This window comes from Geobacillus sp. FSL K6-0789 (assembly GCF_038593135.1).
GTDB classification, from domain to species: domain Bacteria; phylum Bacillota; class Bacilli; order Bacillales; family Anoxybacillaceae; genus Geobacillus; species Geobacillus stearothermophilus.
The window spans coordinates 736,749-761,224 of sequence record NZ_CP151966.1 but is presented as its reverse complement, the minus strand read 5'-3'; the positions used below and the strand labels follow the sequence as shown (position 1 = coordinate 761,224).

Below are 24,476 nucleotides of genomic sequence, written 5' to 3'. Positions count from 1 at the left end.
CCGTTTACAAGACAGCTGAGGCGTTGGCGTTGTTCAACACGTTTGTCAAAATGTCCACCGCTTCATCGATTTCCGCTTTCGTCACGACAAGCGGCGGCAACAGGCGGATCACGTTCGGCCCCGCCGAAAGGACGAGCAAGCCGTTTTCGTGAATCAATGGCAACAGCGGTGCGACGTCCGTTTGGCACTCGATTCCGACCAGCAACCCGAGCCCGCGCACGTCCTTGACGATGTCAAGCGAAGCGAGCGCGTCATGGAGGCGTGCAAGCAAATAGCGGCCTTTCTCCTGCACATCTTGCAAAAACGCCGGATCAAACACCACTTCTAACGTCGCCTTGGCGGCGGCCATCGCGATCGGGTTGCCGCCAAACGTCGACCCGTGCACCCCAGGTCCAAACGATTCTTTCAAAAACGCTTTGCCGATCATCGCCCCAACCGGAATGCCGCTGCCAAGCCCTTTCGCTGCGGTGATGATGTCCGGCTCCACATCAAAGTGCTGGTACGCAAACGGCTTCCCAGTCCGGCCGATGCCAGTTTGCACCTCATCGATGATCAAAAGCGCCCCGTGCTGTTGACACAGCTCCGACGCTGTCTGCAAAAACGCCGGGTCAACCGGGCGGACGCCGCCTTCCCCTTGGACGACTTCAAGCATGACTGCCGCCACTTCTTCGCTCATCGCCTGCTTGAGCGCGTCGACATCATTCAACGGCAAGTGAATGAATTCCGGAAGCAGCGGACCAAAACCGCTATACACTTTCTCCTGCCCGGTCGCCGTCATCGTCGCGAACGTGCGGCCGTGAAACGACTGGCGGAACGTAATGACTTTGTGTCTCCCGGTATGTTTGCGCGCCAGCTTCAGCGCCGCCTCGTTTGCTTCCGCCCCGCTGTTGCAGAAAAAAACATAATCGCCGGCGCTGTGGGCGACAAGCAAGGAGGCGACCTCTTCTTGAATCGGGATCGTAAACAAGTTCGAGACGTGCCAATATTGATTCAGCTGTTGTTCAATGCCCGTTTGGACATGCGGATGGCGATGGCCGAGATTGCAGACGGCAATGCCGGAAACAAAGTCGAGATATTGTTTTCCGTTCACATCGGTCACCACCGTCCCTTCGGCCGACTGGACGGCGATATTCCAACGGTTGTAAGTTGGAAAGAGCGCGCTCATGATGAGTAGACCCCCACTTCGTTTTCTTTTCGAATTGTTGTCCCATACCATGTTCCGTTCTGATAAAACGTTGTTTTGCCACTGACGATCATCACTTCCGGCAACGCATCGGACAGGGCGGAGAGCGCCGCTTGCACTTTCGGGATCATCCCGCCCGTGATGACGCCGTCTTCGATCAGTCGTTCAATCATTTCCACCGTCGCCTCAGCCACGAGCGCACCGTCTCGCAAAATGCCGGGCACGTTCGTCACAAACGCGAGCTGGCTGGCGCCGATGGCCGCTGCGACCGCCCCGGCGGCCGTGTCGGCGTTAATGTTGTACGTTTGCCCGTTTTGGTCGATGCCAAGCGGGGAAATGACCGGGATGTAGCCCGCCGCAAGCAGCGTGCGCAACAGCTGGGAACGAACGGTTTTCACACGGCCGACATAGCCGAGTTTGGCCAAGTCGATCGGTTCTGCTTCAAGCAGCCCCCCGTCCACGCCGGAAACACCGACCGCGGGCAAACCGTGCTGCCTGAGCATCGCGACAAGCTGTTTGTTCACTTTGCCGGAGAGCACCATTTCCACAACCGCGAGCACGTCTTTCGTCGTCTTCCGCAAGCCGTTGACAAACTCGCTCGGCACGGACAATTTTTTTAACATGTGTCCGATTTCCGGCCCGCCGCCGTGGACGATGACGACCTCCATCCCTTGTTTTCGCATTGCGTTCACGCTGGCAAAAAAGGCGGGAGACAGCTCATCAAGCACGCTGCCGCCGCATTTGATGACGACCGTTTTCCCCATCGTTTTCTCTCCTTACGTCCGATAGCTGGCGTTAATTTTCACATAATCGTATGTCAAATCGCAGCCCCACGCAACGCCGACACCATCGCCTATATGCAAATCGACCTCAATGACGACCGTCTCTTGTTGCAAATACGCCGCCGCTTCTTCTTCCGAGAACGGCTGCGGCTCGCTTCCTTTCAGCATCACCATCGTCCCGATGGCGACATCGACGTTGTCCGGGTTCACTTCGGCATCCGAATAGCCGATCGCGCCGATGATCCGCCCCCAGTTGGCGTCCGCGCCGTAAACGGCCGTTTTCACTAAGTTGGAGCCAACGATTTGCTTGGCGATTTTTTTCGCTTCCTCATCCGTTTTCGCGCCGCGCACGCGCACTTCAATGAGCTTCGTCGCCCCCTCGCCGTCTTTGGCGATTTGCTTCGCCAAATCTTCGCACGTTTTCCGCAGCGCCTCGTAAAAGTGTTCCCAGTCCGGATGATCCGGCGTCAACTCATCATTTCCAGCAAGACCGCTTGCCATCACGACGACCATATCATTTGTCGACGTATCGCCGTCGACCGTAATTTGGTTAAACGAAACGTCCGTAATCGACCGCAGCGCCGCGTGCAGCACCGGCGACGAAACATTGGCATCCGTCGTGATGAATGCGAGCATCGTCGCCATGTTCGGATGGATCATCCCCGATCCTTTCGCCGCTCCGCCGACGGTGACCGTTTTCCCGTCGATCGTTGTTTGGTAACAAGCGCGCTTCATCACCGTATCAGTCGTTAAAATCGCCGTTTGAAACGCCTCCGCATCCGCCATCGTCACCCCTGGAACAAGCTGTTTGATGCCGGCGCGAATTTTTTCCATCGGCAAATATTCCCCGATCACGCCCGTTGAAGCGACGGCCACATGGTGCAGCGCCAGGCCAAACTGTTTCGCGCACAACTCGCGCATTTCATAGGCGTCCTTGAGCCCTTGCGCACCAGTGCAGGCGTTCGCGCATGCACTGTTGACGATGACCGCCTGCAATTTTTGTTCTACAGCGAGGCTCGCCTGCGTCACTTTGAGCGGCGCCGCCTGAAAATGGCTTTGCGTATACACCGCCGCCGCCGAAGCGGGCACGTCGCATAGAATAACCCCTAAATCGTTTTTCGAATAGCGCAGCCCGGCATTCACCCCGGCCGCTTGAAATCCTTTCGGCGTAACCACTGTTCCATCGACGACCGCCGTTACTTGCGCCGTTTGTTTCGTTGCTGTCATTGTTCGTTCCCCTTCCCTCACGGATAGATCGGCAAGGATCGGAGGCCCTCCGCCTCATCCCACCCCATCATCAAGTTGAAGTTTTGCACCGCCTGCCCGGCAGCGCCTTTCATCAAGTTGTCGATCACCGACACGACCGTCACCCGTCCCGTCCGCTCATCGTAGGCGAGGCCGATGTCGCAATAATTTGATCCGTACACTTCTTTCGTCGCTGGAAATTGCCCGACCTTGCGAACACGGACAAACGACGAACCTTCATAACTTGTTTTATATAAATCTACCAAATCGTTTGGCGAAATCGATTGTTTCGCCTTCGCATAGATCGTCGCCATAATGCCCCGTGTCATCGGAATCAAATGGGTGCTGAACGTAATTGGCTCCATCGCTTCATTCCACGTTTGCAGCGTTTGCTCAATTTCCGGAATGTGCTGATGGACGTTCACTTTATAAATTTTCACGTTTTCGTTCACTTCGGAAAAATGCGTCCCAAGCCCTGCTTTCCGCCCCGCGCCCGATACGCCGGACTTGGCGTCAACGATGATCGAATCTTCCTGAATCAATCCTTCTTTGACAAGCGGCGCCAGGCCAAGCAGCGTCGCCGTCGGATAACAGCCCGGGTTGGATAGGAGCACGGCCTCGCGCACCGCCTCCCGATTCCACTCGGTCAGCCCGTACACCGCCTTTTGCAAATATTCCGCCGGCGCCGTCTGCCGCCCGTACCATTGTTCGTACACCGCTCCGTCTTTCAAACGGAAATCGCCCGATAAATCGATCACTTTCACTCCCCGATCCACGAGCGCCGGCGCCCACTCCCCGGACACCCCGGGCGGCGTGGCGAAAAAGACCGCATCGTAACGGGAAAGCGCCTCGATTTCAAGTTTATGCAACACCGCACCATCGACCGAACCGACGTGCGGGAAACTTTCCGATACATGAACCCCGTCCTGCGACGACGAGAACACGTCGCAACGGCTCACATGCGGATGCCCGTATAGCAAGCGGAACAACTCCGCGCCGCTGTACCCCGTCGCCCCGATAATGGCTACGTTCATCATGTTCCCCCTCACCCGTATGCCTCATGTAGTTCTCATTATAATACTGTATAAAAATAAAATCAAATGTATATTTAATAATTTTCAAGGATTTTTTTCTTGCCCCTCCCTCCGTCTATGGGAAACGAATACCGATTTGTCCCGGCAGCCAAGGTGCATCCTTGACTCCATCGCCCTCATGTTCTTGGGATGCAAAGACTTTCACAAACGATTCCACCGATGTTCAACAAGTTTTTTAATCTTTCCACTATCCTTATATTGACTTCCCTCTTTTTTCCTGTAAACTTTTATATAGCGATACATTTTACGTAAGGTTGTGATCGGATGAACGAGATGGAATCTCGTGAATGGCAGAAGTGGCTTACACCGCTTGGGCGCGATCTTCGCCTTGAGAAGGGAACGTACTTGTTTCAAGAAGGGGAAAAAGCAGACGATATTTACTATATCCAATCGGGGAAAATCCAAATCAGCAAAATGGACATGGACGGACAGGAGCTCGCGCTGCGCATTTGCAGCGAGGGCGATTTGATCGGCGAGCTGACACTGTTTTGCCCTGGCGCCCGCTACATGCTGACGGCGAAAGTGCTGGAAGACGGCGTCGTTTCCGCCATTAAGCGCGAGACGCTCGAACAAGAACTTGCCAACAATCCGACGCTGGCGATCGAGTTGATGAAATGGATGAGCCTCCATTTCCGCAAAACGCAGACGAAATTCCGCGACTTGATTTTACACGGCAAAAAAGGAGCGCTCTATTCAACGCTCATCCGTTTGTGCAACAGCTACGGCGTCATGAAAGAAGACGGCATTTTGATCGACGTGCCGCTGACGAACCAAGAGCTCGCCAACTTTTGCGGCACCTCCCGTGAAGTCGTCAACCGCATGCTCGGCGATTTGCGGAAAAAAGGCGTCATCTCCGTGCAAAAAGGCAAAATCCGCGTCCACGACCTGCAATACTTGCGCGACCAAATCGCCTGCGAAGGCTGCCCGCCCGAGCTGTGCAGCATCGACTGACGGGCGGGTGCGGAAAAAAAAGGAGCTCCTTTTTAATGGTTGGTTGCACTTTCATTTTAAGGGGATCCTCATGCAAGGGCTATTTTTATGCTTGTTTGAGTTTATCTAGCACCACGGGTAATATGCTATACCTCCTGAGCCGTCTGATCGACCGTATCGGACGTTTTGTGGGACGTAAATAAGGAAGAGCTTCATGATCATCAAGTATTTTCCGTTGAAGTAAAATAAGAAGGCGCCCTCAGACGCCTTCTTTTTAATCTACTTTTTAATCTACTTTTAACACGACGCGGCCGTTAATTTGCCCTTTTAACATACGATCGAATACGTCGTTAATGTTTTCAAGCGGTTGCACTTCGACAATTGTTTTTACTTTTCCTTCTGCTGCAAACTGAAGTGCCTCTTGTAAGTCTTTGCGCGTACCAACGATAGAACCAATAATTTTTACTCCATTTAATACTGTATCGAAAATTGGAATAGGTATTTCTTCCGGCGGTAATCCGACGAGTACGCAAGCACCACCGCGACGAATGGATTTGTAGGCTGATTCGAACGCGGCTTTTGAAACAGCTGTGACGACAGTCGCATGCACACCGCCCACTTTTTCTTTTATCCATTGTGCTGCATCATCATGTTTCGGATTGACGACAAGATCTGCACCAAGTTGTTTAGCAAGCTCAAGTTTTTCATCACCTAAATCGACAGCAACGACGTTTAACCCCATCGCCTTTGCGTATTGGACTGCGACATGTCCAAGTCCGCCGATACCGTAAATGGCTACCCATTCACCTGGTTTTGCGCCTGTTACTTTGAGCGCTTTATATGTTGTTACACCAGCGCAAAAGATTGGAGCGGCTTCTTCAAACGATAAGTTATCAGGAATTTTTACGACATAATCGGCTGCAGCACGGCAATATTCAGCATAACCACCATCGACGGAATAGCCAGCGTTTTGTTGATGTTCGCATAATGTTTCTTGTCCGCTTAAGCAATAGTCACAATGACCGCACGCCGAATAAAGCCAAGGGATACCTACGCGATCTCCAACTTTTAAATGTGTTACCCCAGGACCTACTTCTTCAATTACACCGACGCCTTCATGGCCAGGAATGAGAGGCAGTTTAGGCTTTACAGGCCAGTCGCCATGTGCGGCATGCAAGTCTGTATGGCATACCCCACACGCTTTGATGCGCACTAATACTTCCCCGTATGAGATCTTAGGTTTTTCCACTTCTTTCACTTGTAACGGCTTTTTAAATTGTTCCACAACTGCAGCTTTCATGATTATAATCCTCCTTCTAGGCAAAAAGGGACTTTTTGATCTGTACATATGTAGTGTAGCATACATTTAACTTGTGAAAAATATCGCAAATAAAATATTCACAAAAATGAAAAATATTTTTGGATAAAAAGTTAAAAATTTGGTTCGGGAGTTGACATCATATAAAGTTTCTGTTCTAGTCATATAGTGTAAATGGATTTACGTCAAATTTTTGGACACAAAAAAGTTAATTTTTTACTAAGTTCCTGCCCCTTTAAGAGTGGGGAGCGATGACGCTTGACATGGAGCCTCTGCGGGCATGATTCTACTGCCGAGAAGCCAGATGTTACAACATCAGCATCGCCAAACAAGGCTATCATGCCCGCCACTCCATGTAAAGCGGGTGCACAATCTTAATACAACCCGTGGTGCTAGATAAACTTGAGCAAGCATAAAAATAGCCCTTGCTGGCGGATCTCCTGTAGAATGAAAGTGCGACCTGCCATTCGAAAGGAGAATCCCCATGCAAGAGCACTTTCATTTTACTACAGATCGAGCCAAGATTCAAAAGCAATATGCCGCCATTTTCGTTTTTGTTTCTGCTCAACTTTCATGCATTCAGGTGCATCTTCATCGTCGAAATCGCCATTTGGTCAAGCAAGAGGACGCTGTCATCATCGCCATTCATCTTTTAGGAAAGCTGCTCGGTTTTACATCCGAACGGGCATGGCATCGTTTTGTCACGGGAAATTTGTTCACAAACGGCTCGTTTCTTGAACGCTCCCGATACAACCGCCGTTGCCGGGCGCTTGGTTTCGCCATCAAATGGATCCGGCATGAGCTGGCAAAACGCGGTCAACATCATGCCTATGCCGTCGTTGACAGCTTGCCGCTCCCGTTGTGCCATACGGCAAGAATGCATCGCGTTAAACGGTTTCAAGAGATCGCCGACATCGGGTATTGCGCTTCCAAAAAGCAATGGTACTACGGGTTGAAGCTGCACCTTCAAGTGACCGATCAAAGGCTGCCAATGGGATATGTGGTGACGGAAGCATCTTGCCACGATCGAATCGCAGCCGAAAGCGTGATGACCCAAATTCCCCACCCGTATAACTTTGGGGACAAAGGATTCATTAGCCGTGACTTGCAAAAAAGGCTGTACGAAGAATACCAAATGGCGCTTTGGACTCCGTCTCGAAAAAACCAGAAACATCGTGCGTCTGAGACATGGGAGCAGTGGATCCAACAAAAACGCAAAGTGATCGAGACGGTGTTCTCGGTTCTGGTTGACCACTATCGCATCACGGGGATCCGAGCCAATTCGATTATCGGATTTGAAGTGGCACTAGACGGTATATTGTTAGCTTATTCCCTGGTTACACTTGGGCTAGTTGAGCGCTAAAGCTCAACTAGCACCACGGGTACAACGATATTTCGTTTGAAAAGATTCCACGCAATCCAGTGTGTGAGTAACCGCCTTCTTTATAAGAAGCGGTTCTCTTATACAACATATTTGCTCAATATTTCACAAAGCTGACACACACAAACAGGCTTACCCCCGTTATAATGTGAATGTGAAAACAATCATATTTTTATTTTCAATTAACTTGTGAAAAACTTCACAAGGACAATACAGGAGGGGAAGGGTCTTATATGGCTGTTGATGAAAAAGTATTAGACCAAAAGAAAGAAGTTACAAAAATGATCGATACGCTCGTCGCGAATGCGCAAAAAGCGTTAAAAGCGTTTCGTGATTACGATCAAGAAGCGATTGATCATATCGTCAAGCAAATGGCGTTAGCTGGACTTGACAAACATATGTATTTAGCGAAGTTAGCGATTGAAGAAACAAAACGTGGCGTGTATGAAGATAAAATCATTAAAAACATTTTTGCGACAGAATACATTTATCATAACATCAAATATGATAAAACCGTCGGCGTTATTCGCGAAAATGAACAAGAAGGTATTATTGAAATTGCTGAGCCTGTTGGAGTCATCGCTGGGGTTACACCAGTAACAAACCCAACATCAACTACGATGTTTAAAGCGCTTATTTCAATCAAGACGCGCAATCCAATCATTTTTGCGTTCCATCCGTCCGCGCAAAAATGCAGCAGTGAAGCGGCACGCATTTTACGTGATGCAGCGATTGCGGCCGGTGCGCCAGAACATTGTATTCAATGGATCGAAACACCTTCCGTTGAAGCAACGCAACAACTTATGCATCACCCTGGTGTTTCGCTTATTCTTGCGACAGGTGGAGCAGGCATGGTCAAAGCAGCATATAGCTCAGGAAAACCAGCATTAGGGGTTGGACCTGGTAACGTACCTTGTTATATTGAAAAAACAGCAAATATTAAACGCGCGGTGAACGACCTTATTCTTTCAAAAACGTTTGATAACGGAATGATTTGTGCATCTGAACAAGCGGTCATTATTGATAAAGAAATATATGATGCGGTGAAAAACGAAATGATCGCAAACAAATGTTACTTTTTAAATGAAGAAGAAAAGAAAAAAGTCGAAAAGCTTGTCATTAATGAAAATACGTGTGCAGTAAACCCGAATATCGTCGGTAAACCAGCATATGAAATTGCAAAAATGGCCGGTGTGGACGTTCCAGTTGATACGAAAATTCTTGTCGCAGAATTAAAAAGCGTCGGTCCGCAAGAGCCGCTTTCTCGTGAAAAATTAAGTCCTGTATTGGCGTGCTATAAGGTGAATAGCACAGAAGAAGGGTTAAAACGAGCAGAAGAAATGCTTGAATTTGGTGGACTTGGCCACTCCGCTGTCATTCATTCGGAAAATCAAGACGTCATTCTTGAATTCGGTAAGCGAATGAAAGCAGGACGAATCATCTCTAATGCACCATCTTCACAAGGAGCGATCGGGGACATTTACAACGCATACATTCCGTCATTGACGCTCGGTTGCGGTACGTTTGGAGGCAACTCCGTTTCGACAAACGTGGGTGCGACACACTTAATTAATATTAAAAAATTAGCGAGAAGGAATGTAAACATGCAATGGTTTAAAGTTCCACCAAAAATTTATTTTGAAAAACATGCGACACAATATTTAGCGAAAATGCCAAACATCTCACGTGCCTTTATCGTTACAGACCCAGGTATGGTGAAGCTCGGCTATGTCGATAAAGTGTTATACTATTTGCGTAAACGTCCAGATTATGTGCATTGCGAAATTTTCTCAGAAGTTGAACCAGATCCATCAATTGAAACAGTGATGAAAGGTGCCGACATGATGCATGCGTTCCAGCCAGACGTCATCATCGCGCTCGGCGGTGGTTCGGCGATGGACGCGGCGAAAGCGATGTGGCTGTTCTATGAACATCCAAATACCGACTTTAATGGCTTAAAACAAAAGTTTTTAGATATTCGTAAACGCGTATTTAAATATCCAAAACTCGGTCAAAAAGCGCAATTTGTCGCGATTCCAACAACATCTGGTACAGGTTCAGAAGTGACATCGTTTGCGGTCATTACAGATAAGAAAAATAACGTCAAATATCCGCTTGCTGACTACGAGTTAACACCAGATGTCGCCATCGTTGACCCACAATTCGTCATGACGATGCCAAAACATATTACAGCGGATACAGGTATGGACGTATTAACACATGCGATTGAAGCGTACGTATCGAACATGGCAAACGACTACACAGACGGATTAGCACTAAAAGCCATTCAACTCGTCTTTGAATATTTGCCACGCGCATACAAAAACGGCAACGATGAAGTGGCGCGCGAAAAAATGCATAACGCATCAACGATTGCCGGTATGGCATTCGCGAACGCATTTTTAGGCATTAACCATAGTTTAGCGCATAAACTTGGCGCAGAATTCCATATTCCGCACGGACGTGCGAACACGATTTTAATGCCGCACGTCATTCGTTATAACGCGACAAAACCGAAGAAATTTGTAGCGTTCCCTAAATATGAACATTTTATCGCGGATAAACGCTATGCGGAAATCGCACGCATTTTAGGATTGCCAGCACGCACAACGGAAGAAGGAGTCGAAAGCCTCATTCAAGCGATTATCAAGCTTGCAAAAGAGCTTGAAATGCCATTAAGCATCGCGGAAACAGGCGTCAGCAAAGAAGAGTTTGAAAGCAAAGTCGAACAACTTGCTGAACTAGCTTTTGAAGATCAATGTACAACAGCCAACCCAAAATTACCATTAGTCAGCGACCTTGCCGACATTTATCGCCAAGCGTATAAAGGGGTTGAATGAAGAAACAGGGATGTCCCGCGGGGATGTCCCTTTTTATCATGATCAAAGACTTCTTCGCTTCCCTTGGTCCGTAAAAGTTGTTAAGAAAAGCGGTTCAAGGTAAACTAAACATGAAGCTACTTAATAGGTAGGGGAAATGAGATGAAACAAGCAAAAACGAACGCGATGCGTCTATTAGACCGAGAAGGCATCTTATATGATGTGTGGACATATGAAAACAACGATGGAAAAATCGATGGGGTATCCGTAGCGAAAAAAATCGGAAAAGACCCAAAAACCGTCTATAAAACGTTAGTGACAAAAGGAAGCAGCGGAACGATTTACGTATTTGTCATTCCTGTAGAGGCGGAACTTGATTTGAAAAAAGCAGCGAAAGCGGCACAAGAGAAAAAAGTAGAGCTTCTTCCTGTTCATGAGATTGAAAAGCACACAGGCTATGTTCGCGGCGGATGTTCACCGATTGGAATGAAGAAGCAATATGCCACGTTTATTGATGAAACGGCTCTTCAACTTAAAAAAATCATTGTCAGTGCAGGAAAGATTGGCATGCAAATCGAACTGTGCGTCGATGATTTGCAGAAGATGACGGGTGCAAAGCTCGTCGATCTTGTAAAAGAAAAAGAAAAAGACGGACACAACTAGGCGAGTCCGTCTTCAATTTCTACCTCTACTCCGAAATGGTCAGAAATGACATGGCCATTTTGGCCGTTAAAAATGGTTTTAGAGTATTTTACGTGTAAAAGCTTGTTTGATAGAATCAAATCAATGCGTAAGTTTTTTTCGTTTTCATTCCAACCATCAATTTTCCCTTGAACCGTAGTACCGCTATCCTTCTCTTTTGCTAGTACGTATGTGTCATAAAGCCCTCTACTCATCATGTAATCATAGCCCTCTCCACGAATGTGGGCGTCGTTATTAAAATCGCCCATGAGGAAGAAAGCGTCTTCATATTCAATTTTTTTAAGAAGTGTATCAAACTGATCGCCGAAAGGTTCTTCTTCATCATGCCACCAACCAAGATGACAAGAATAAAACGAGAGAGGGCGTCCATGCCAACGAATGGTTGCCCCAACGATTTTACGAGTTTTCCAAAATAAAGGATTCTGATTTTTAGAAACATAGAAAGAATGTTTCTTTATAATAGGATCTGTAGATGAGCACCTGAATCCGTGATAAAAACGCGTTCAAACTGCTGAGAAAGCTTGATAAATCAACAAATATCACACTTTTTGCTTTTCACTCAATAAGTGAACATCCGAAACTGGGCTAAACCCTTGATATGATTACGTTTTCCGGTGCTTTTGATGAGCTGCTGTCACGGATTCAGGTGAGCATTTTTCATTACAATAATTTCCATGGTTAGAGAGACAAACAGGGTACCCCTTACGCGATACGGAGCTGTTTTTTGATCACATCAATGGGAATATCTTGCTTTGCAGCGTCATAAATGAACTCGACGACGCTGTGGTCTTTCCGCGACCGAAGAAGCTCCAGCCCGGTGGAGAGGTTTTGTCGGGATTCGGCGATGCTGTACAAGCAGGAGAGCAGCACCACCGCCCAATACCGTTTCACCGCCCGAATGTGGCGAACGCGGTATCCATCCAGCTTCAGTTGATCTTTCGCCTGCCGGAAAAAGCACTCGATCGTCCAACGCTGAGCATAGTAACGCAAGATGTCTTCGTCCCCGAGTTCCCGGTCGGTGCTCAAGATGCAATGAAGATGTTCCGGCGCCATCGGCTGATCCGCCTTCCAAGCCAGCAGCACCACCGCGTCATCGAGGCCATGGATGGCCCCCTCATAGCGATACACGCGATAACGCTCCTGCCCCACCGTGACGAGGCGGGTGTCTTTGGACTCGATATAGCGGGCAAACTGCTTGGCTTGGATGGCGATGCCTTTCGGGTAGAGAATCCGGTTCGTCTTGAGCATCGCGATGACATGGAATCCCTGTTTCAGACAGGCTTCGATGAGCTTTTTGGACGGATACCACGAATCCATGAGCACATACACCGGCTGAGCCCGCTTCACCTTGAGCGAGGAAAGCATCTCGATCGCCAGGTCGATCTTGCTTTTTCCCGCTTTCTTGTCATACAGGCGGAACGCAAATGGGAACGCCTGCGTGAAGGTGTGCACCATCAGCCAAACGAGCGAATGCCCCCAGACCGATTGATGATCTTTATGCGAGTAGTGCCAGTCGCACCCTTGAATGGCGTGCACAGCCCGTGACGAAGGCTTTGTTTTTTGGCAAATCGTATCATCAATCGAAACAAAAAGGGGTTGATTCTTCCGTTTGGCCAGTCGTTCGACCTGGGAAAGGATCCACTCTTGAAGCTTCCCAAGCAGCCTTTCCTCGTTCCAAGGGCTTTTCGTGAAAAAGTGACGGAGCGTCGTTCGATGATTCGGATGAAAGCTCCAGTAATGAATATCAGTCAATGTTCCCGAGAATCCCTTGGTGGTCAAGGCATCGACAATATGAATGAGATGCTTGATGACCGGTTTGGAAAGCTGCAGCGTCAACCCCAGCGTGAAGAAAAACTTGTGGATTCCTTGGTGATGTGCTAATCTATTCATGAGACATGAACCTCCTTGTGGATAGTTGGTGGTACATCTATTCTAACCAAGGAATCGGGTTCATGTCTCCTTTTTTGTTTAGTTGTCAATTTATGTCAGTGAATTTGCTCATCTACAGTTATGTAGAATAAATAATAATACGAGAGAGGTATCGGTAAGATGATCACAAAAGAACAAGGGTTACAAGCAATTCAAGAGTACCTAACAGAAAACGAGATAGTTGAACACACAGCTATTGTAAACTAGCACATTATTTCAGAATCCCTTTTTCAAATTATTTCAGGCGGATTCGGAAATAATGTGCAAAATTTTTGCGGATTGTTCCGGATTTTGCACATTCTTTCGGAACGTTTGCACGCTCTTTCAGATGAAGATTTCCAGCGCGCCTGATGGACCTATGGAAAAGAGAAAGCACAAAAGAGGCCGATTCGGCCCCTTTCGTGCTAATACCCCATTTCCTCTGCGGCCATGCGCACCACTTCTTCGTCAATGGCGTCCTTTTTCAGCTGATACCCGTATAACAGGCACGTCGTGGCCAACGTGTTGATCACCCGAGGCCATCCCCGCGACTGCAGGGCAATCGCCTCTAACGCCGATGGGGTGAAGATCGGATGCTTCGCCCCGGCCTGTTTCATCCGATGTTCGATGTAGCCCGCCACCTCTTCCTTCTCCAGCGGCCCCATCCGGTATCGCATGATGATCCGCTGGTCGAGAGGGCGGTGCTGATTGAGCCGCAGCTTCCCCTGTAAATGGGGCAGCCCGGCCAAAATCAAGACAAATGGGTTGGTCGAATCCATCTCAAAGTTGAACAAGATCGCGATGTCCTGTAAAAATGCATCCTTCGCTAAATGCATCTCATCCAAAATGAACACCGGCGTGATCCGCCGTTCATGATACAATCGCTCGATCGCCTGCTGGATTTGGCGGAAGAGGTCTACCTTGCGGTACTTCGGTTCCTCTCCTAATCCCAAGGCCAGTCCACGGTAAAAATCCATCACGCCTCCGGTGGATAACGGAAAGTAGACGACATGATACAATGATGGATTCAATGACTCTTTCAGCGCCCGAAGGGCGAACGTCTTGCCCGCCCCCGGCTCTCCGATCAACAGCCCGATCCCCCGGGTTCGTTTCACGTACTCCAGCGCCCGCAACGCTTCCTGAAATGACGCCCCTTGATACGCCTCGGACGGGTCTGTTTCTTTCGCAAACGGCTCCCGCGAAAGGGAGTAAAACGATTTATACACTGTGTTCTCCCTCCTTCGCCGGAATCGCCGCAAACGGGGACCGATGGCGTTTTACATAGGCATTGTCCTCCAAACGCACCCGAATGGCTTCCGCCACCCGTTTGCCCTCTTCGTACACATAGACGCCTCGTTCGTCATAGCGGAGCTCAATCGATTGCCCAATGAACCGAGGCGGCACTTCGTATAGCTGTTTATTCAGGGTGATTGTGCCATCGGCTTTCACCTTGCGGTGCTCCCGTTTCAGAAAAATCGCATCCAGCCAATCGCCATCTTCGATGAACGACACGAGATGCACTTGCGATTGAAACACCTCATGCGGCGTTTTTCCGTCCAGTGAGGCGTGCGGTTTTCGATGATACTCCTCTTCAAGCCACTTCCAAAAACGCTCGTTCAACTCGTCAAGCGATTTCGGCGGATTCAGCTCCAACAGTGGATAAAACCGTGTCTGTACGGTGCGGAAGAACCGTTCGATTTTTCCCTTGCTTTGCGGGTCATACGGCTGGGTGTGGATGAGCGTAATTCCCATCTCGGCGCACGCATACTGCAGCACCTCGGACCGATAAATTTTCCCGTTGTCCGAGTAAATGCGTTTCGGCTTCCCGCAACGAAGCACCGCTTCCTTCGTGACGATCCGCAGCCCGTCAAACTTCTCCGAAGGGAAAAATTGGGCATATGGCACTAACCGCGAGCAGTCATCGATATACGCGATCAAAAACGTTTTCTGGGCTTTCCCATGGACGCGAATCGTGGGTCCATGGGATAAGTCCCCTTGCCATAGCTCATTGATCTGGTCATACGCAAAACGCTTTCGCTCCGGCATCGGCAAGATTTCTTTTCCCACCAGGTTGTGTTTTTTCAACAATCGGTATATAGTAAAGTAAGAGGTATGATTTTCTGGGATTTCCCCCTGCTCGATCAGGTGTTCGTAGAACACCGTCACGGGCATGGTGGGATGTTCTTTTCTTAGGGCTAAAATATGATCCTCATCATCGGGCGACAGACGCCTTGAGTGGCCGCGGTCCGAACGGCGCTTCGGCTTTAAGGCGTCAAAGCCCCCTTTTTTGTATCGGGTGCACCAATCGAGGATCGTCTTGGCTGCGATTCGTTTGTCTCCCTGGTGGGGAACATGGTGCACTCGCTCGCTCACCTCTTTCAGATACGTCTTCGGTTCCACCTGCCCATTCACCAACGGAGCGATTAGCCCGTACCGAAACAGGGCAATGTCGTGTCTCATCGACTCATTCATTCAAATCTCCTCCTTGTCTCACTTGGAATCAGGACCGTTCCGGTCCGTCTGCCCTTATCGTACCGAATTGCTTTTTCTCCGTCGATAGGAAAGGTTTGTGGGAACCGAAACTATTTCCAATTTAGGGTATGTATGTAAAATCAGGATCCCATTTAATTCGCAAAAGGGTGTCGGAATCCGCCCTCCCACATCTCTCTGATGGCCGAATCAAGACCGTGTTCCTCTAACGTCTGGATCCACCAAGAAGCCCGTTCCTTTTCTTTTTTCACGATAGGGCCTATGATCCTCCACCGCCTCGCAAAAAAGCTGTGAAGGCTTGATAGGTTTCGGTAGAACCGTCGGACATAAAAGATGATGCCGTCCTTTGTCGGGAGAAACGGAGCCTGGTTCGTCCTTTCGGTCAATCCCAACTGCTCTTTCACGACTTGCCATATGGCGGACAACGTATACTGAAAATACGGGAGGAGAAAGGAAGGCAGCACACTCACCGTCTTCAAGCATTCCCGACAGCGATACCGGACAATCCAAATGCGATAATCACCATGTGGGGTCAATGCGTTTCGCTCATAGTAACCGTGGCGGTGCAACGGGCGCTTGGCCCGGCAATGCGGACACTTTTTCAGAAGAGGGAAGTCGTTTTCTTTTCCACGCTCTGCATACGTTTGGACGTCAATGCCAAAGTCATGAAATTGGATCACGTCCTCCTCCCCCTCCTATGAACCGATGGATTTTCTCTTCCGAAATAATTCACAAAAAATTTAGCACATTCTTTCAGAAAAGGGGAGAGGGCTTTCTGAAGGAATGTGCAAAAAAATGTCTCTTTTGTTCCGAAATAAAGTGATAATTTACAGCTATTGCGCATTATAAATACGAGAATAGTCTTGCTGGTCTAGCTGGTATAGGTTCCACTTATGGTGTTCCAGTTCAAGGAATTCTTGTATCGACTAATTCGAGATTACTATTCTACGGAGAAGTAATAAAATCTATGCCCGTTTTTGTTGACATTAAATATACAGATATCAATCGTATAGAAGAAAAGAAAATGAATTATGGTTTATTGAAGTCTATCCCTGCAATTATTGTTTCTCATAAAGAGACAGAAACATTTACAACCCAGGGAAATCCCGACGAATTTTCTAAGCTAAAATCCTTCTTTGAATTAGTCAAAAAGAAAGTAGCTTCTCAGCAAAACTGAAGTGTTTATTGTCAACAAAAATGTACAGTTTGACAATTAAGCGTATGTATCTATTCTACACCGGTGGTGCTAGTTGAGCTTTAGCGCTCAACTAGCACCACGGGTTTCCCTTCTTTCTTTATTTGAGAACGAGCATAGAAGAAGAGGTAGGCTTTTGAAACGACCCTTTGCAAAACCGTTACAAGGAATTCATGCCCATTTCACATCATGCTTGTGCAATGAAAAAGCAATCCCGCCTAACCAAACGAAAAACCCCAAACGGTCATGGATGCCTCCCGTTTGGGGTTCGCTCAAGAGTAGAGCACGATCATCGCGATGAAAAAGTACGCCGCGTTGGCGATTTCCAGCATGCCGAGTTTCATGATCGGCAGCGACTTGCCATATAAATAGACGGCGCGGATGACGCTCGGTGCATAGGCCAAGACGGCGAACGGCTCGCCGATGGCGATGAGGCCGACGATCAACAGGGCGTGGTAGCCCCATGACAGCCATTTGTACCGCTCGTTTTTCTTTTCGCGAATCATCGTTTTTACGTAAAACGTGCTGCCGATGAAAAAGAGGAAGGAAAACAGGGCGAGTTCAAACGCTTCAAGCGTCAACTCCCCGCGTCCGGCGTAAAAGGCGGCGAGGCCGCCGATGCAAAACGCCGCGATGGCCGCCGCGTCGTTCCAAAAGGCGCGCTCATTCTTTTTCTTGCTGTAGTAGGTGTTTACTAGGAAAAACGGCATCATGGCGAGCCCGAAGTAGAAAAGCGCCGGCTGCTGCCAAAGGGAAACGGCCAAGGCCGGTGCGGCGATGGCGCCATAGCGGGCGGCGGCGGGCACGTACGGGTCGTTCCGCTTCGTTTTCACCGCCATCAAGAGCGGATACGTCGCCAAATAGAGCGCAAGCCAGGCGACAAAGAGCGGCGCGTGAATCCACGAAAGCCCACCGGCGTACGCCCCGAGCCAAAACGGGATGATGAGCATCGCCCAGGCGCCGTGCTGTTTTGGCATCACCCATTTGCTTTTGTTCGCCATTGGTCTCATCCTCCGCTTACCGGTGGAATAAAGGCGACCGTGTCGCCGGCGTGAAGCGGCGCTTCGTCGCGGGCGTACTCCTCATTGACCGCAGTCATGACGCGCCCGAGCGAGACGCCGTAGCGCTCTTCCACTTCGTCTTTCAGTTGTTTCACCGTTTCCGGAACGTGCGGCCACATCACTTCCCGCTCGCCGATTTGTTCGCCTAAATGCGCGAAAAATAAAAGGCGGATCATTCCTCACTCACCTCCGGCTTTCCGGACGGATACGCCGTCGTTTCAAGCTGGTCGCCCACCCAGGCGCTTCCGTCCTCCCATTGCTCTTTTTTCCAAATCGGCACGATTTGTTTGATCCGCTCAATAGCGTAGCGGTTCGCCTCATACGCTTCGGCGCGGTGCGGTGAAGAAACGGCGATGACGACGGCGATGTCGCCGATCTTAAGCCGCCCGATCCGGTGGGTGATCGCCGTTTTCGCCCCCGGCCATTTTTCGGCGATTTCCGCCCCGATTTGCGCGAGCATTTTCTCCGCCATCGACACGTACGCCTCATATTGCAAAAAGAGCGTCCGCTTGCCGTTCGTCCATTCGCGCACCGTGCCGGCAAAGACAGCGACCGCCCCCGCTTCCGGACGCATCACTTTTTTCATCACATCTTCGACCGAAATCGGCCGGTCGGTAATGGCAAACAACGGTTCGGTCATGTTCGTGTTCTCACCTCGTTCATGAGCCATGGAATATATTCATCATCATCGGCCAGCGAAAACACCGGATGCACTAGCGGCCCTTCGAGTGGCTCCCAGGCGATGACGGCGCGGATGTCGGCGAGGTGCTGGAGCGACGCCCAATCTTTCGCGGAGCGCACAAGCACGACTTTTGGATACCGATCTTGTTTGTAGCCTTCAACCAACACGAGATCGAGCCGAAGCGGCGCATAAAGCGCCAACACGTCATCCAACCGCCATAGCGGACGGCGGAGATGTAGCTGCAACAGCCCGTCCCCTTCCACCGCCGTTGCCACCGCCCCGGCCCGCTCATGGCGGACGGAATCGACACCTTCCGGCCGCGCGGGCTCGCCGCCATGGCCGTGATGCTTCACCGTCCCGACGCGCCATCCTTCCCGGACCGCGGCCGCCACCCATTTTTCCATCAACGTCGTCTTGCCGCTATGTTTATAGCCGACGACTTGCCAGACGTTCATTCGCTTGACCCCTCATCGTCATCCAAAAGCCACACGTCGACCTCATCGCCAACCGCAAACCCTCTCGTTCCGCCCGGCAGCACCATCAAGGCGTTCGCAAAGGCAAGCGAGGTGACGATGTTCGACTTGTCCATGCCGACCGGCTTCACGACAAGCCGACCGTCAACCGCCTCGACCCGGCTGCGCACGAAGCGGGTGAACGGGTTCGGCTTTGGAAACTCGGCGCCAAGGGTGGCTTTCGCTTTTTTCAAATACGGCTTGGCCGAAAACAGCCGCGTGCGCACGACCGGGCGGACGAACAGCTCATACCCGACGTAGCACGCCGACGGGTTTCCGGATAGACCGAACAGCAGCTTGCCATCAATCTCGGCGACGGTCGTCACGCTCCCCGGGCGCATGGCGATTTTGTTAAACAACACGTTCGCTCCGAGCCGCTTGTAAATGGCGGGCAAATAATCGAAATCCCCGACCGAGACGCCGCCGGTCGTAATGAGCATGTCCACTTGATCGAGCGCCTGGCGCACAGCGTGAAAACACGCATCGAGGTCGTCGGCGAGCTGGCCGAAATAAATCGGCTCGGCGCCGCTTTTGAACACCTGCGCCTCGATCATGTAGGCGTTGCTGTTGCGAATTTTTCCCGGCACAAGCGGTTCCGAGACGTCAAGCAGTTCGCTGCCGGTCGCAAAAATGCCGATGCGCGGCCGTTTTGCCACTTTCACCTCCGCATAGCCGAACGTCGCCAAGAGCGCCGCCACCCCGGGATTGATGCGCGTCCCTTTTTCGATGAGCGGCTGCCCTTTTTTCGCGTCTTCCCCTTGAAACGAAATATTGTCGCCAGGGCGGAACGGGCGTTTAATGGCCATATACGTTTTTCCATCCCGCTCGTACTGTTTGGCGAGCTCCAACATGACGACCGCATCGCACCCTTCCGGAATTTGCGCTCCGGTCATCAAGCGCACCGCTTGAAACGGACCGACGGGCTGTTTCGCCACTTGTCCGGCGCCGATCGTTTCAATGACTTCAAACTCGACCGGATGGTCAAGTCCCGCTCCTTCCGAGTCGGCGGCGCGAATGGCAAATCCGTCATACGGCGAGCGGTCAAACGGCGGCACGTCATGATCGGCGCGCAAATCTTCGGCCAAATAGCGGCCGTACGACTGGCGAAGCGGCACCGTCTCCTCTTCCCCTCTCCCGGCGTAATGCATCACCCGGGCGATGGCTTCCGCGACAGGAATCGGGGTTCGTCTTTCGACCATCTCTCCCTCTCCTTTCGATCATACGGCTGGCGGCAACCATATCGTTCTTTCAACGTTGTTGCCATTGGCAGCTGTTTTATGCCTTCTGCCAACTTTTCATCAACGACGCTCGCATCGGCAATATGCCGCAAAATCATCTCCCGCGTTTCGCCAAACAAAGCAGCGGACTGTTCGAGCTCTTGCATCACTTCATCCGCATAGCGGCATTGTTCTTGAATATAGTTTAGCACGTCTTGAGCCCGATTTTCGACTCGATCGATCAGCTGATTTCGTCTCTTTTATTGTACAGGAAAGAAGGGAGCCACTGTTGTGATGTTCATCACATTTCCTTGTTGTCTACTTTTTTCGTTTGTGTGAGCTGTGTCACAACGTTGACGTCCAAAACAAGGTATGCTGAAGCTGTAACGATTTGGTGATGGAGGGATCCGAAATGGAACAGCGGTTTACCGAACAATCGTTGATCGGCGATATTGTCACTCAATTTCCGAAAGCAGCGGATTTGTTTAAAGCGCGGCGCATTGATTTTTGCTGCGGCGGACAGCGCCCGTTAAAAGAAGCCATCGAAGAGCGCGGACTTGATGGCGAAGCGCTCCTTCGCGAGCTGAACACCCTTTATGCTGAAGCACAAAACAAGCCGACCGGAAACTGGAGCGAAGCGCCGCTAGCCGATTTGGTCGATCATATCATCAACACGCACCACCGCTATTTGAACGAGGAACTGCCGCAGCTCAGCCCGTATGTCACGAAAGTATTGCGCGTGCATGGCATGGACCATCCGCATCTGTCCCACGTGCATAAACTGTTTCATGAGTTAAAAACGGAGCTTGAGCAACATCTCATTAAAGAGGAAACGGGCGCATTCCCGCTCATTTTGCAATTTGCCGACAACCCGTCGCCGGAAAACCAGGAGGCGGTTGAGCGGGCCGTTCGCGAACTGGTCAATGAACATGACGCAGCCGGCGATTTGATGAAAGAAATTCGCGACATCACCAACGACTTCACCCCGCCGGAAGACGCGTGCGGCACGTACCGGCTCGTCTACAACCGACTCGCGGCGCTTGAAGACGATTTGTTTACCCACATCCATTTGGAAAACAACATCCTCTTCCCGCGCGTGTTGGCGGCGGTGAAGGCATAAGCAGACGAATCCATTCCCCTATTTCTAAGGTAAAGGCAGGCGCATCGAGCGATAAAAAGCAGGGCTGCTTCTTTGACGAAAAGAGCAGCCCCGTTTCTTTGTTATCCCCCAATATACGACATTTCAATTTTCGGGCGCTGTTTCGCTGTCTCTGCCGTCCGTTCTTCCGAATAGCGGTCTGTCCGCTCGCTCCAAATGGCGGCGATCAGCGCCTTCAGCTCTTCTTTCCCCGCGCCGGCGCGCAGTTTGTCTTTCAACGACACGCCCTCAGAAGCAAACAAACACGTGTACAGCTTGCCATCGGCGGAAATGCGCGCCCTCGTGCAGCTTTGGCAAAACGTTTCCGTCACTGAGGCGATAAAGCCGACTTCCACCTCCGTGCCGACGTAGCGGTAGCGGCTCGCCACTTCGCCGAAGTACGCTTTTTCAACCGGTTCAAGAGGGTGCATGGCGTTGATTTGTTCATACATCTCTTTTTTCGTCACGACATGGGAATAATCCCAGCCGTTCGTTGTGCCGACATCCATAAATTCAATCAAGCGGAGCGGAATGCCCAAGTCTTTAAAGTAGGCCGCCATCGGCACGATTTGCGAGTCGTTCCATCCTTTTTTGACGACCGTGTTCACTTTTACTCCAAGCCCCGCCGCCAGGGCGGCTTCGATGCCTTTCAACACCGGGGCAGAGCCGATGCCAATGCCGTTCATTTTTCGGAAAATGTCATCATCCAACGCATCCAAACTGACGTTGACGCGCTTCAACCCGGCTTCTTTCAACCGCTGCGCCCATTTCACCAAATGAACGCCGTTGGTCGTCAATCCAATATCGCGCAGGCCAGGGAGCGCGGACAGCCGCTCAATGAGCGCATCGAGGTCGCGCCGAAGCAACGGCTCGCCGCCGGTCAGGCGGATTTTTTCAACGCCAAGCTCGACAAAACATTCCACTAAAAGCGCCATTTCGTCAACGGTTAACAGCTGGTCTTCCGCCAAAAAGCGAAAATTCGGCCCGAACACTTCCGCAGGCATGCAATAGACGCAGCGAAAATTGCATTGGTCGATGACCGACAACCGCAAATCGCGAAGCGGGCGGGCGAGGCGGTCGGTGATCTTCACCCGGTCGCGCTCTTCCATGTCGCTCCCTCCTTTCCCTTTCATGGTATTGTCAAAAGTTTATCCTCCACACTCACGGTTTTCCCTTGAGTTTCAACGGTTGGAAGAAAAAAAGCTTGCCACCCCCGTTGTTTTCGGCCATCATTGAGGTAACGACACCCAACAGCCAAAACAAAGGAGTGACAAGCTTTGTTACCTCAATTATTAGCCTATTTGCTCGAAATAATCAAGACCCAATATCAAATCATTGTGTATTTGATGGGTGTGATCGTGGGAAAATCCTTGAATCTCGAGGACTTGGACGAACCCATCCAAAAGCCGTACCGGAAACTTCAGGTCGATGACCTTCCGATCATCGATGTGCCGGAAACCCTTGATTACCGAAAGCTGTTGGCAGACTATGAAGCCCAGCACGGACGTCCTTTACGGCCCATCCAGCGCCGCGCGAATGCGAAACACCGTGTTCCGGATTCGTTGACCTGCCCTCGCTGCCAGGCTCCCTCTTCTTACCTGTACGCCAATAACGGCGGAAAAGGGCAATACCAATGCAAAGTGTGCCAGTGCCGGTTCAACCACCGAAATCGGTTCACCAAGCAAGCGGTCTTTCGCTGCCCGCACTGCAAAAAGACGCTGGAAAAAATCAAGGAACGCAAAGAATACAACATCTATAAGTGCAAGAACAACGCTTGCCCGTTTTACCAGGCCAACCTTCGCCGGATGACGAAGAAGGAGCGCCAACAGTTTCAACAGGATCCTCAAGCCTTCAAGGTGCGGTATTTGTTTCGAGAGTTCTTGTTTGACTTTCTCCCGTTGGCTTCCTCGTCGCTCATCAAGCCGAAGGTCGATTTGTCCCGGCTGGCTGCGTCGCCGCACGTGTTGGGGCTCGTGTTGACGTACTACGTCAACTTTGGGATGTCCTCGAGGGAGACCGCCGCCGCCATGAAGGACATCCATGGCGTCTCGATCTCCCATCAGACGGTGCTCAACTACGCCAACAGCGTCGCGCTTTGGATCAAGCCCTTTGTCGACCGGTTCCCGTATGAGCTGTCCGGTTCGTTTTGCGGGGACGAGACGTATATTCGCGTCAAAGGGCGCTGGCATTACCTGTTCTTTATGTTTGACGCCGTCAAAAAGATCGTGCTGTCGTATCGCGTCTCGCCCAACCGGGACACGCTCTCGGCCATCAAGGCCATCGATGATGTCCTCAGGAAGCTAGCGTCCCTCCCAGACGACTTGTCGTTCGTCGTGGATGGCAACCCGATTTATCTGCTGGCGCAACACTTCTTCGCCCAACACGGGATTTCATTTGACGTCCGCCAAGTGATCGGGCTGACCAATGAGGATCCGGTCTCGGAAGAGTTTCGCCCTCTCAAGCAGATCATCGAGCGATTCAACCGGACCTTTAAAGGCAACTACCGCCCGACCCATGGGTTTGGTGCGGAAGAAGGCTCGGTGTCCTTTGTGACGCTGTTTGTGGCGTATTTCAACTTTCTGCGCCCACACAGCGCGCTCGAAGGCCGGGTGCCGGTCGTCATCCCGGAACTGGCGGATCTTCCGCATATGCCGGCCCGGTGGACGAAGCTGATCGCCATGGCACAAGCGTTTCTCCAACAAGAGGCGGCCTGACTTTTTTGTCCTCTGGAGCCCGTTGAACAGAACTCCTGCCGGATTCGGCGAAGCGAACCCTTGACCAACCGAACACCGCCAAAGGTAAAATTCGGTCATGGCAAG

At 50.7% G+C, this 24,476-nt stretch carries 23 protein-coding genes and 1 pseudogene; 7 read left to right on the top strand and 17 right to left on the bottom strand.

The features are described 5' to 3' along the window. Positions 1 to 4: 4 nt before the first annotated feature. Genes NSQ51_RS03990 through argC form a run of 4 tightly spaced genes read right to left on the bottom strand, consistent with a single transcriptional unit; the run spans position 5 to position 4,244 of the window. A complete protein-coding gene (locus tag NSQ51_RS03990; protein ID WP_049624660.1) occupies positions 5 to 1,165 on the bottom strand; it encodes an acetylornithine transaminase in 1,161 nt (386 codons plus the stop codon). Further along, entirely contained in the window at positions 1,162 to 1,947 is a 786-nt protein-coding gene (argB, locus tag NSQ51_RS03985) for an acetylglutamate kinase (protein ID WP_061580714.1), read from the bottom strand. The genes NSQ51_RS03990 and argB overlap by 4 nt, the downstream gene beginning before the upstream one ends. A gap of 12 nt (positions 1,948 to 1,959) precedes the next feature. After that, positions 1,960 to 3,192, bottom strand: a complete 1,233-nt coding sequence (gene argJ / locus NSQ51_RS03980; RefSeq protein WP_061580713.1) for a bifunctional ornithine acetyltransferase/N-acetylglutamate synthase — start codon at positions 3,190 to 3,192, stop codon at positions 1,960 to 1,962. Positions 3,193 to 3,209: 17 nt separating this feature from the next. Beyond that, positions 3,210 to 4,244, bottom strand: coding sequence for an N-acetyl-gamma-glutamyl-phosphate reductase (argC, locus tag NSQ51_RS03975; RefSeq protein WP_049624662.1), 1,035 nt, complete (start codon positions 4,242 to 4,244; stop codon positions 3,210 to 3,212). Between the two features lie 324 nt (positions 4,245 to 4,568). Here argC and NSQ51_RS03970 point away from each other — a divergent pair, with 324 nt between their 5' ends. Next, complete coding sequence (locus NSQ51_RS03970) at positions 4,569 to 5,255, top strand: Crp/Fnr family transcriptional regulator (RefSeq protein WP_049626625.1); 687 nt, start codon at positions 4,569 to 4,571, stop codon at positions 5,253 to 5,255. A gap of 265 nt (positions 5,256 to 5,520) precedes the next feature. Here NSQ51_RS03970 and adhP read toward each other — a convergent pair whose 3' ends face one another. Continuing rightward, a complete protein-coding gene (gene adhP / locus NSQ51_RS03965; protein ID WP_049626626.1) occupies positions 5,521 to 6,534 on the bottom strand; it encodes an alcohol dehydrogenase AdhP in 1,014 nt (337 codons plus the stop codon). 502 nt (positions 6,535 to 7,036) lie between these two features. Here adhP and NSQ51_RS03960 point away from each other — a divergent pair. From NSQ51_RS03960 to ybaK, 3 genes are all read left to right on the top strand, one after another. Then, positions 7,037 to 7,915 carry an IS982 family transposase gene (locus NSQ51_RS03960; protein ID WP_342462735.1) on the top strand — a complete coding sequence of 293 codons (879 nt, stop codon included), beginning with the start codon at positions 7,037 to 7,039 and terminating at the stop codon, positions 7,913 to 7,915. 251 nt (positions 7,916 to 8,166) lie between these two features. Beyond that, entirely contained in the window at positions 8,167 to 10,773 is a 2,607-nt protein-coding gene (adhE, locus tag NSQ51_RS03955) for a bifunctional acetaldehyde-CoA/alcohol dehydrogenase (RefSeq protein WP_033017072.1), read from the top strand. Positions 10,774 to 10,914: 141 nt separating this feature from the next. After that, positions 10,915 to 11,415, top strand: a complete 501-nt coding sequence (gene ybaK, locus NSQ51_RS03950; RefSeq protein ID WP_033017071.1) for a Cys-tRNA(Pro) deacylase — start codon at positions 10,915 to 10,917, stop codon at positions 11,413 to 11,415. Here ybaK and NSQ51_RS03945 read toward each other — a convergent pair. From NSQ51_RS03945 to NSQ51_RS03925, 5 genes and pseudogenes are all read right to left on the bottom strand, one after another. Continuing rightward, positions 11,412 to 11,915: pseudogene (locus tag NSQ51_RS03945) on the bottom strand (endonuclease); the annotation flags it as partial. The gene ybaK and the pseudogene NSQ51_RS03945 sit on opposite strands and share 4 nt — an antisense overlap. A 241-nt stretch (positions 11,916 to 12,156) precedes the next feature. Further along, positions 12,157 to 13,344, bottom strand: a complete 1,188-nt coding sequence (locus NSQ51_RS03940) for an IS701 family transposase (RefSeq protein ID WP_342462734.1) — start codon at positions 13,342 to 13,344, stop codon at positions 12,157 to 12,159. 443 nt (positions 13,345 to 13,787) lie between these two features. Further along, positions 13,788 to 14,588 carry an AAA family ATPase gene (locus NSQ51_RS03935; RefSeq protein ID WP_064213564.1) on the bottom strand — a complete coding sequence of 267 codons (801 nt, stop codon included), beginning with the start codon at positions 14,586 to 14,588 and terminating at the stop codon, positions 13,788 to 13,790. Further along, on the bottom strand, positions 14,581 to 15,834 hold the full coding sequence (locus NSQ51_RS03930; protein ID WP_117219280.1) for an IS481 family transposase: 1,254 nt from the start codon (positions 15,832 to 15,834) through the stop codon (positions 14,581 to 14,583). Before NSQ51_RS03930 ends, NSQ51_RS03935 begins: the two co-directional genes overlap by 8 nt. Positions 15,835 to 15,986: 152 nt before the next feature. Next, entirely contained in the window at positions 15,987 to 16,532 is a 546-nt protein-coding gene (locus NSQ51_RS03925; protein ID WP_033011705.1) for a DUF6431 domain-containing protein, read from the bottom strand. Positions 16,533 to 16,687: 155 nt separating this feature from the next. Here NSQ51_RS03925 and NSQ51_RS03920 point away from each other — a divergent pair, with 155 nt between their 5' ends. Beyond that, the gene (locus NSQ51_RS03920; RefSeq protein ID WP_121650187.1) at positions 16,688 to 17,029 is read left to right on the top strand and encodes a GRAM domain-containing protein; all 342 of its coding nucleotides are present in this window, start codon (positions 16,688 to 16,690) and stop codon (positions 17,027 to 17,029) included. A gap of 290 nt (positions 17,030 to 17,319) precedes the next feature. Here the strand turns inward: NSQ51_RS03920 and NSQ51_RS03915 are convergent, their stop codons facing one another. Genes NSQ51_RS03915 through NSQ51_RS03890 form a run of 6 tightly spaced genes read right to left on the bottom strand, consistent with a single transcriptional unit; the run spans position 17,320 to position 20,731 of the window. Next, positions 17,320 to 18,048, bottom strand: coding sequence for a YwiC-like family protein (locus NSQ51_RS03915; protein ID WP_061580625.1), 729 nt, complete (start codon positions 18,046 to 18,048; stop codon positions 17,320 to 17,322). Positions 18,049 to 18,053: 5 nt separating this feature from the next. Continuing rightward, on the bottom strand, positions 18,054 to 18,284 hold the full coding sequence (moaD, locus tag NSQ51_RS03910; protein ID WP_055358139.1) for a molybdopterin converting factor subunit 1: 231 nt from the start codon (positions 18,282 to 18,284) through the stop codon (positions 18,054 to 18,056). Beyond that, the gene (locus NSQ51_RS03905) at positions 18,281 to 18,748 is read right to left on the bottom strand and encodes a molybdenum cofactor biosynthesis protein MoaE (RefSeq protein WP_033013773.1); all 468 of its coding nucleotides are present in this window, start codon (positions 18,746 to 18,748) and stop codon (positions 18,281 to 18,283) included. The genes moaD and NSQ51_RS03905 overlap by 4 nt, the downstream gene beginning before the upstream one ends. After that, on the bottom strand, positions 18,745 to 19,245 hold the full coding sequence (gene mobB, locus NSQ51_RS03900) for a molybdopterin-guanine dinucleotide biosynthesis protein B (RefSeq protein WP_033013774.1): 501 nt from the start codon (positions 19,243 to 19,245) through the stop codon (positions 18,745 to 18,747). Before mobB ends, NSQ51_RS03905 begins: the two co-directional genes overlap by 4 nt. Next, the gene (gene glp, locus NSQ51_RS03895) at positions 19,242 to 20,501 is read right to left on the bottom strand and encodes a gephyrin-like molybdotransferase Glp (RefSeq protein ID WP_055358140.1); all 1,260 of its coding nucleotides are present in this window, start codon (positions 20,499 to 20,501) and stop codon (positions 19,242 to 19,244) included. The genes mobB and glp overlap by 4 nt, the downstream gene beginning before the upstream one ends. After that, positions 20,450 to 20,731, bottom strand: a complete 282-nt coding sequence (locus tag NSQ51_RS03890; protein WP_049626095.1) for a hypothetical protein — start codon at positions 20,729 to 20,731, stop codon at positions 20,450 to 20,452. The genes glp and NSQ51_RS03890 overlap by 52 nt, the downstream gene beginning before the upstream one ends. 200 nt (positions 20,732 to 20,931) lie before the next feature. On the opposite strand from NSQ51_RS03890, the gene ric reads away from it, so the two are divergent. Then, positions 20,932 to 21,639, top strand: a complete 708-nt coding sequence (gene ric, locus NSQ51_RS03885; protein WP_049626096.1) for an iron-sulfur cluster repair di-iron protein — start codon at positions 20,932 to 20,934, stop codon at positions 21,637 to 21,639. A 101-nt stretch (positions 21,640 to 21,740) separates the two neighbouring features. On the opposite strand, the gene moaA is transcribed toward ric, so the two are convergent. After that, entirely contained in the window at positions 21,741 to 22,766 is a 1,026-nt protein-coding gene (gene moaA / locus NSQ51_RS03880) for a GTP 3',8-cyclase MoaA (RefSeq protein WP_121650188.1), read from the bottom strand. 168 nt (positions 22,767 to 22,934) lie between these two features. Here moaA and NSQ51_RS03875 point away from each other — a divergent pair, with 168 nt between their 5' ends. Further along, positions 22,935 to 24,371 carry a DDE-type integrase/transposase/recombinase gene (locus NSQ51_RS03875; RefSeq protein WP_047817981.1) on the top strand — a complete coding sequence of 479 codons (1,437 nt, stop codon included), beginning with the start codon at positions 22,935 to 22,937 and terminating at the stop codon, positions 24,369 to 24,371. Positions 24,372 to 24,476: the final 105 nt, after the last annotated feature.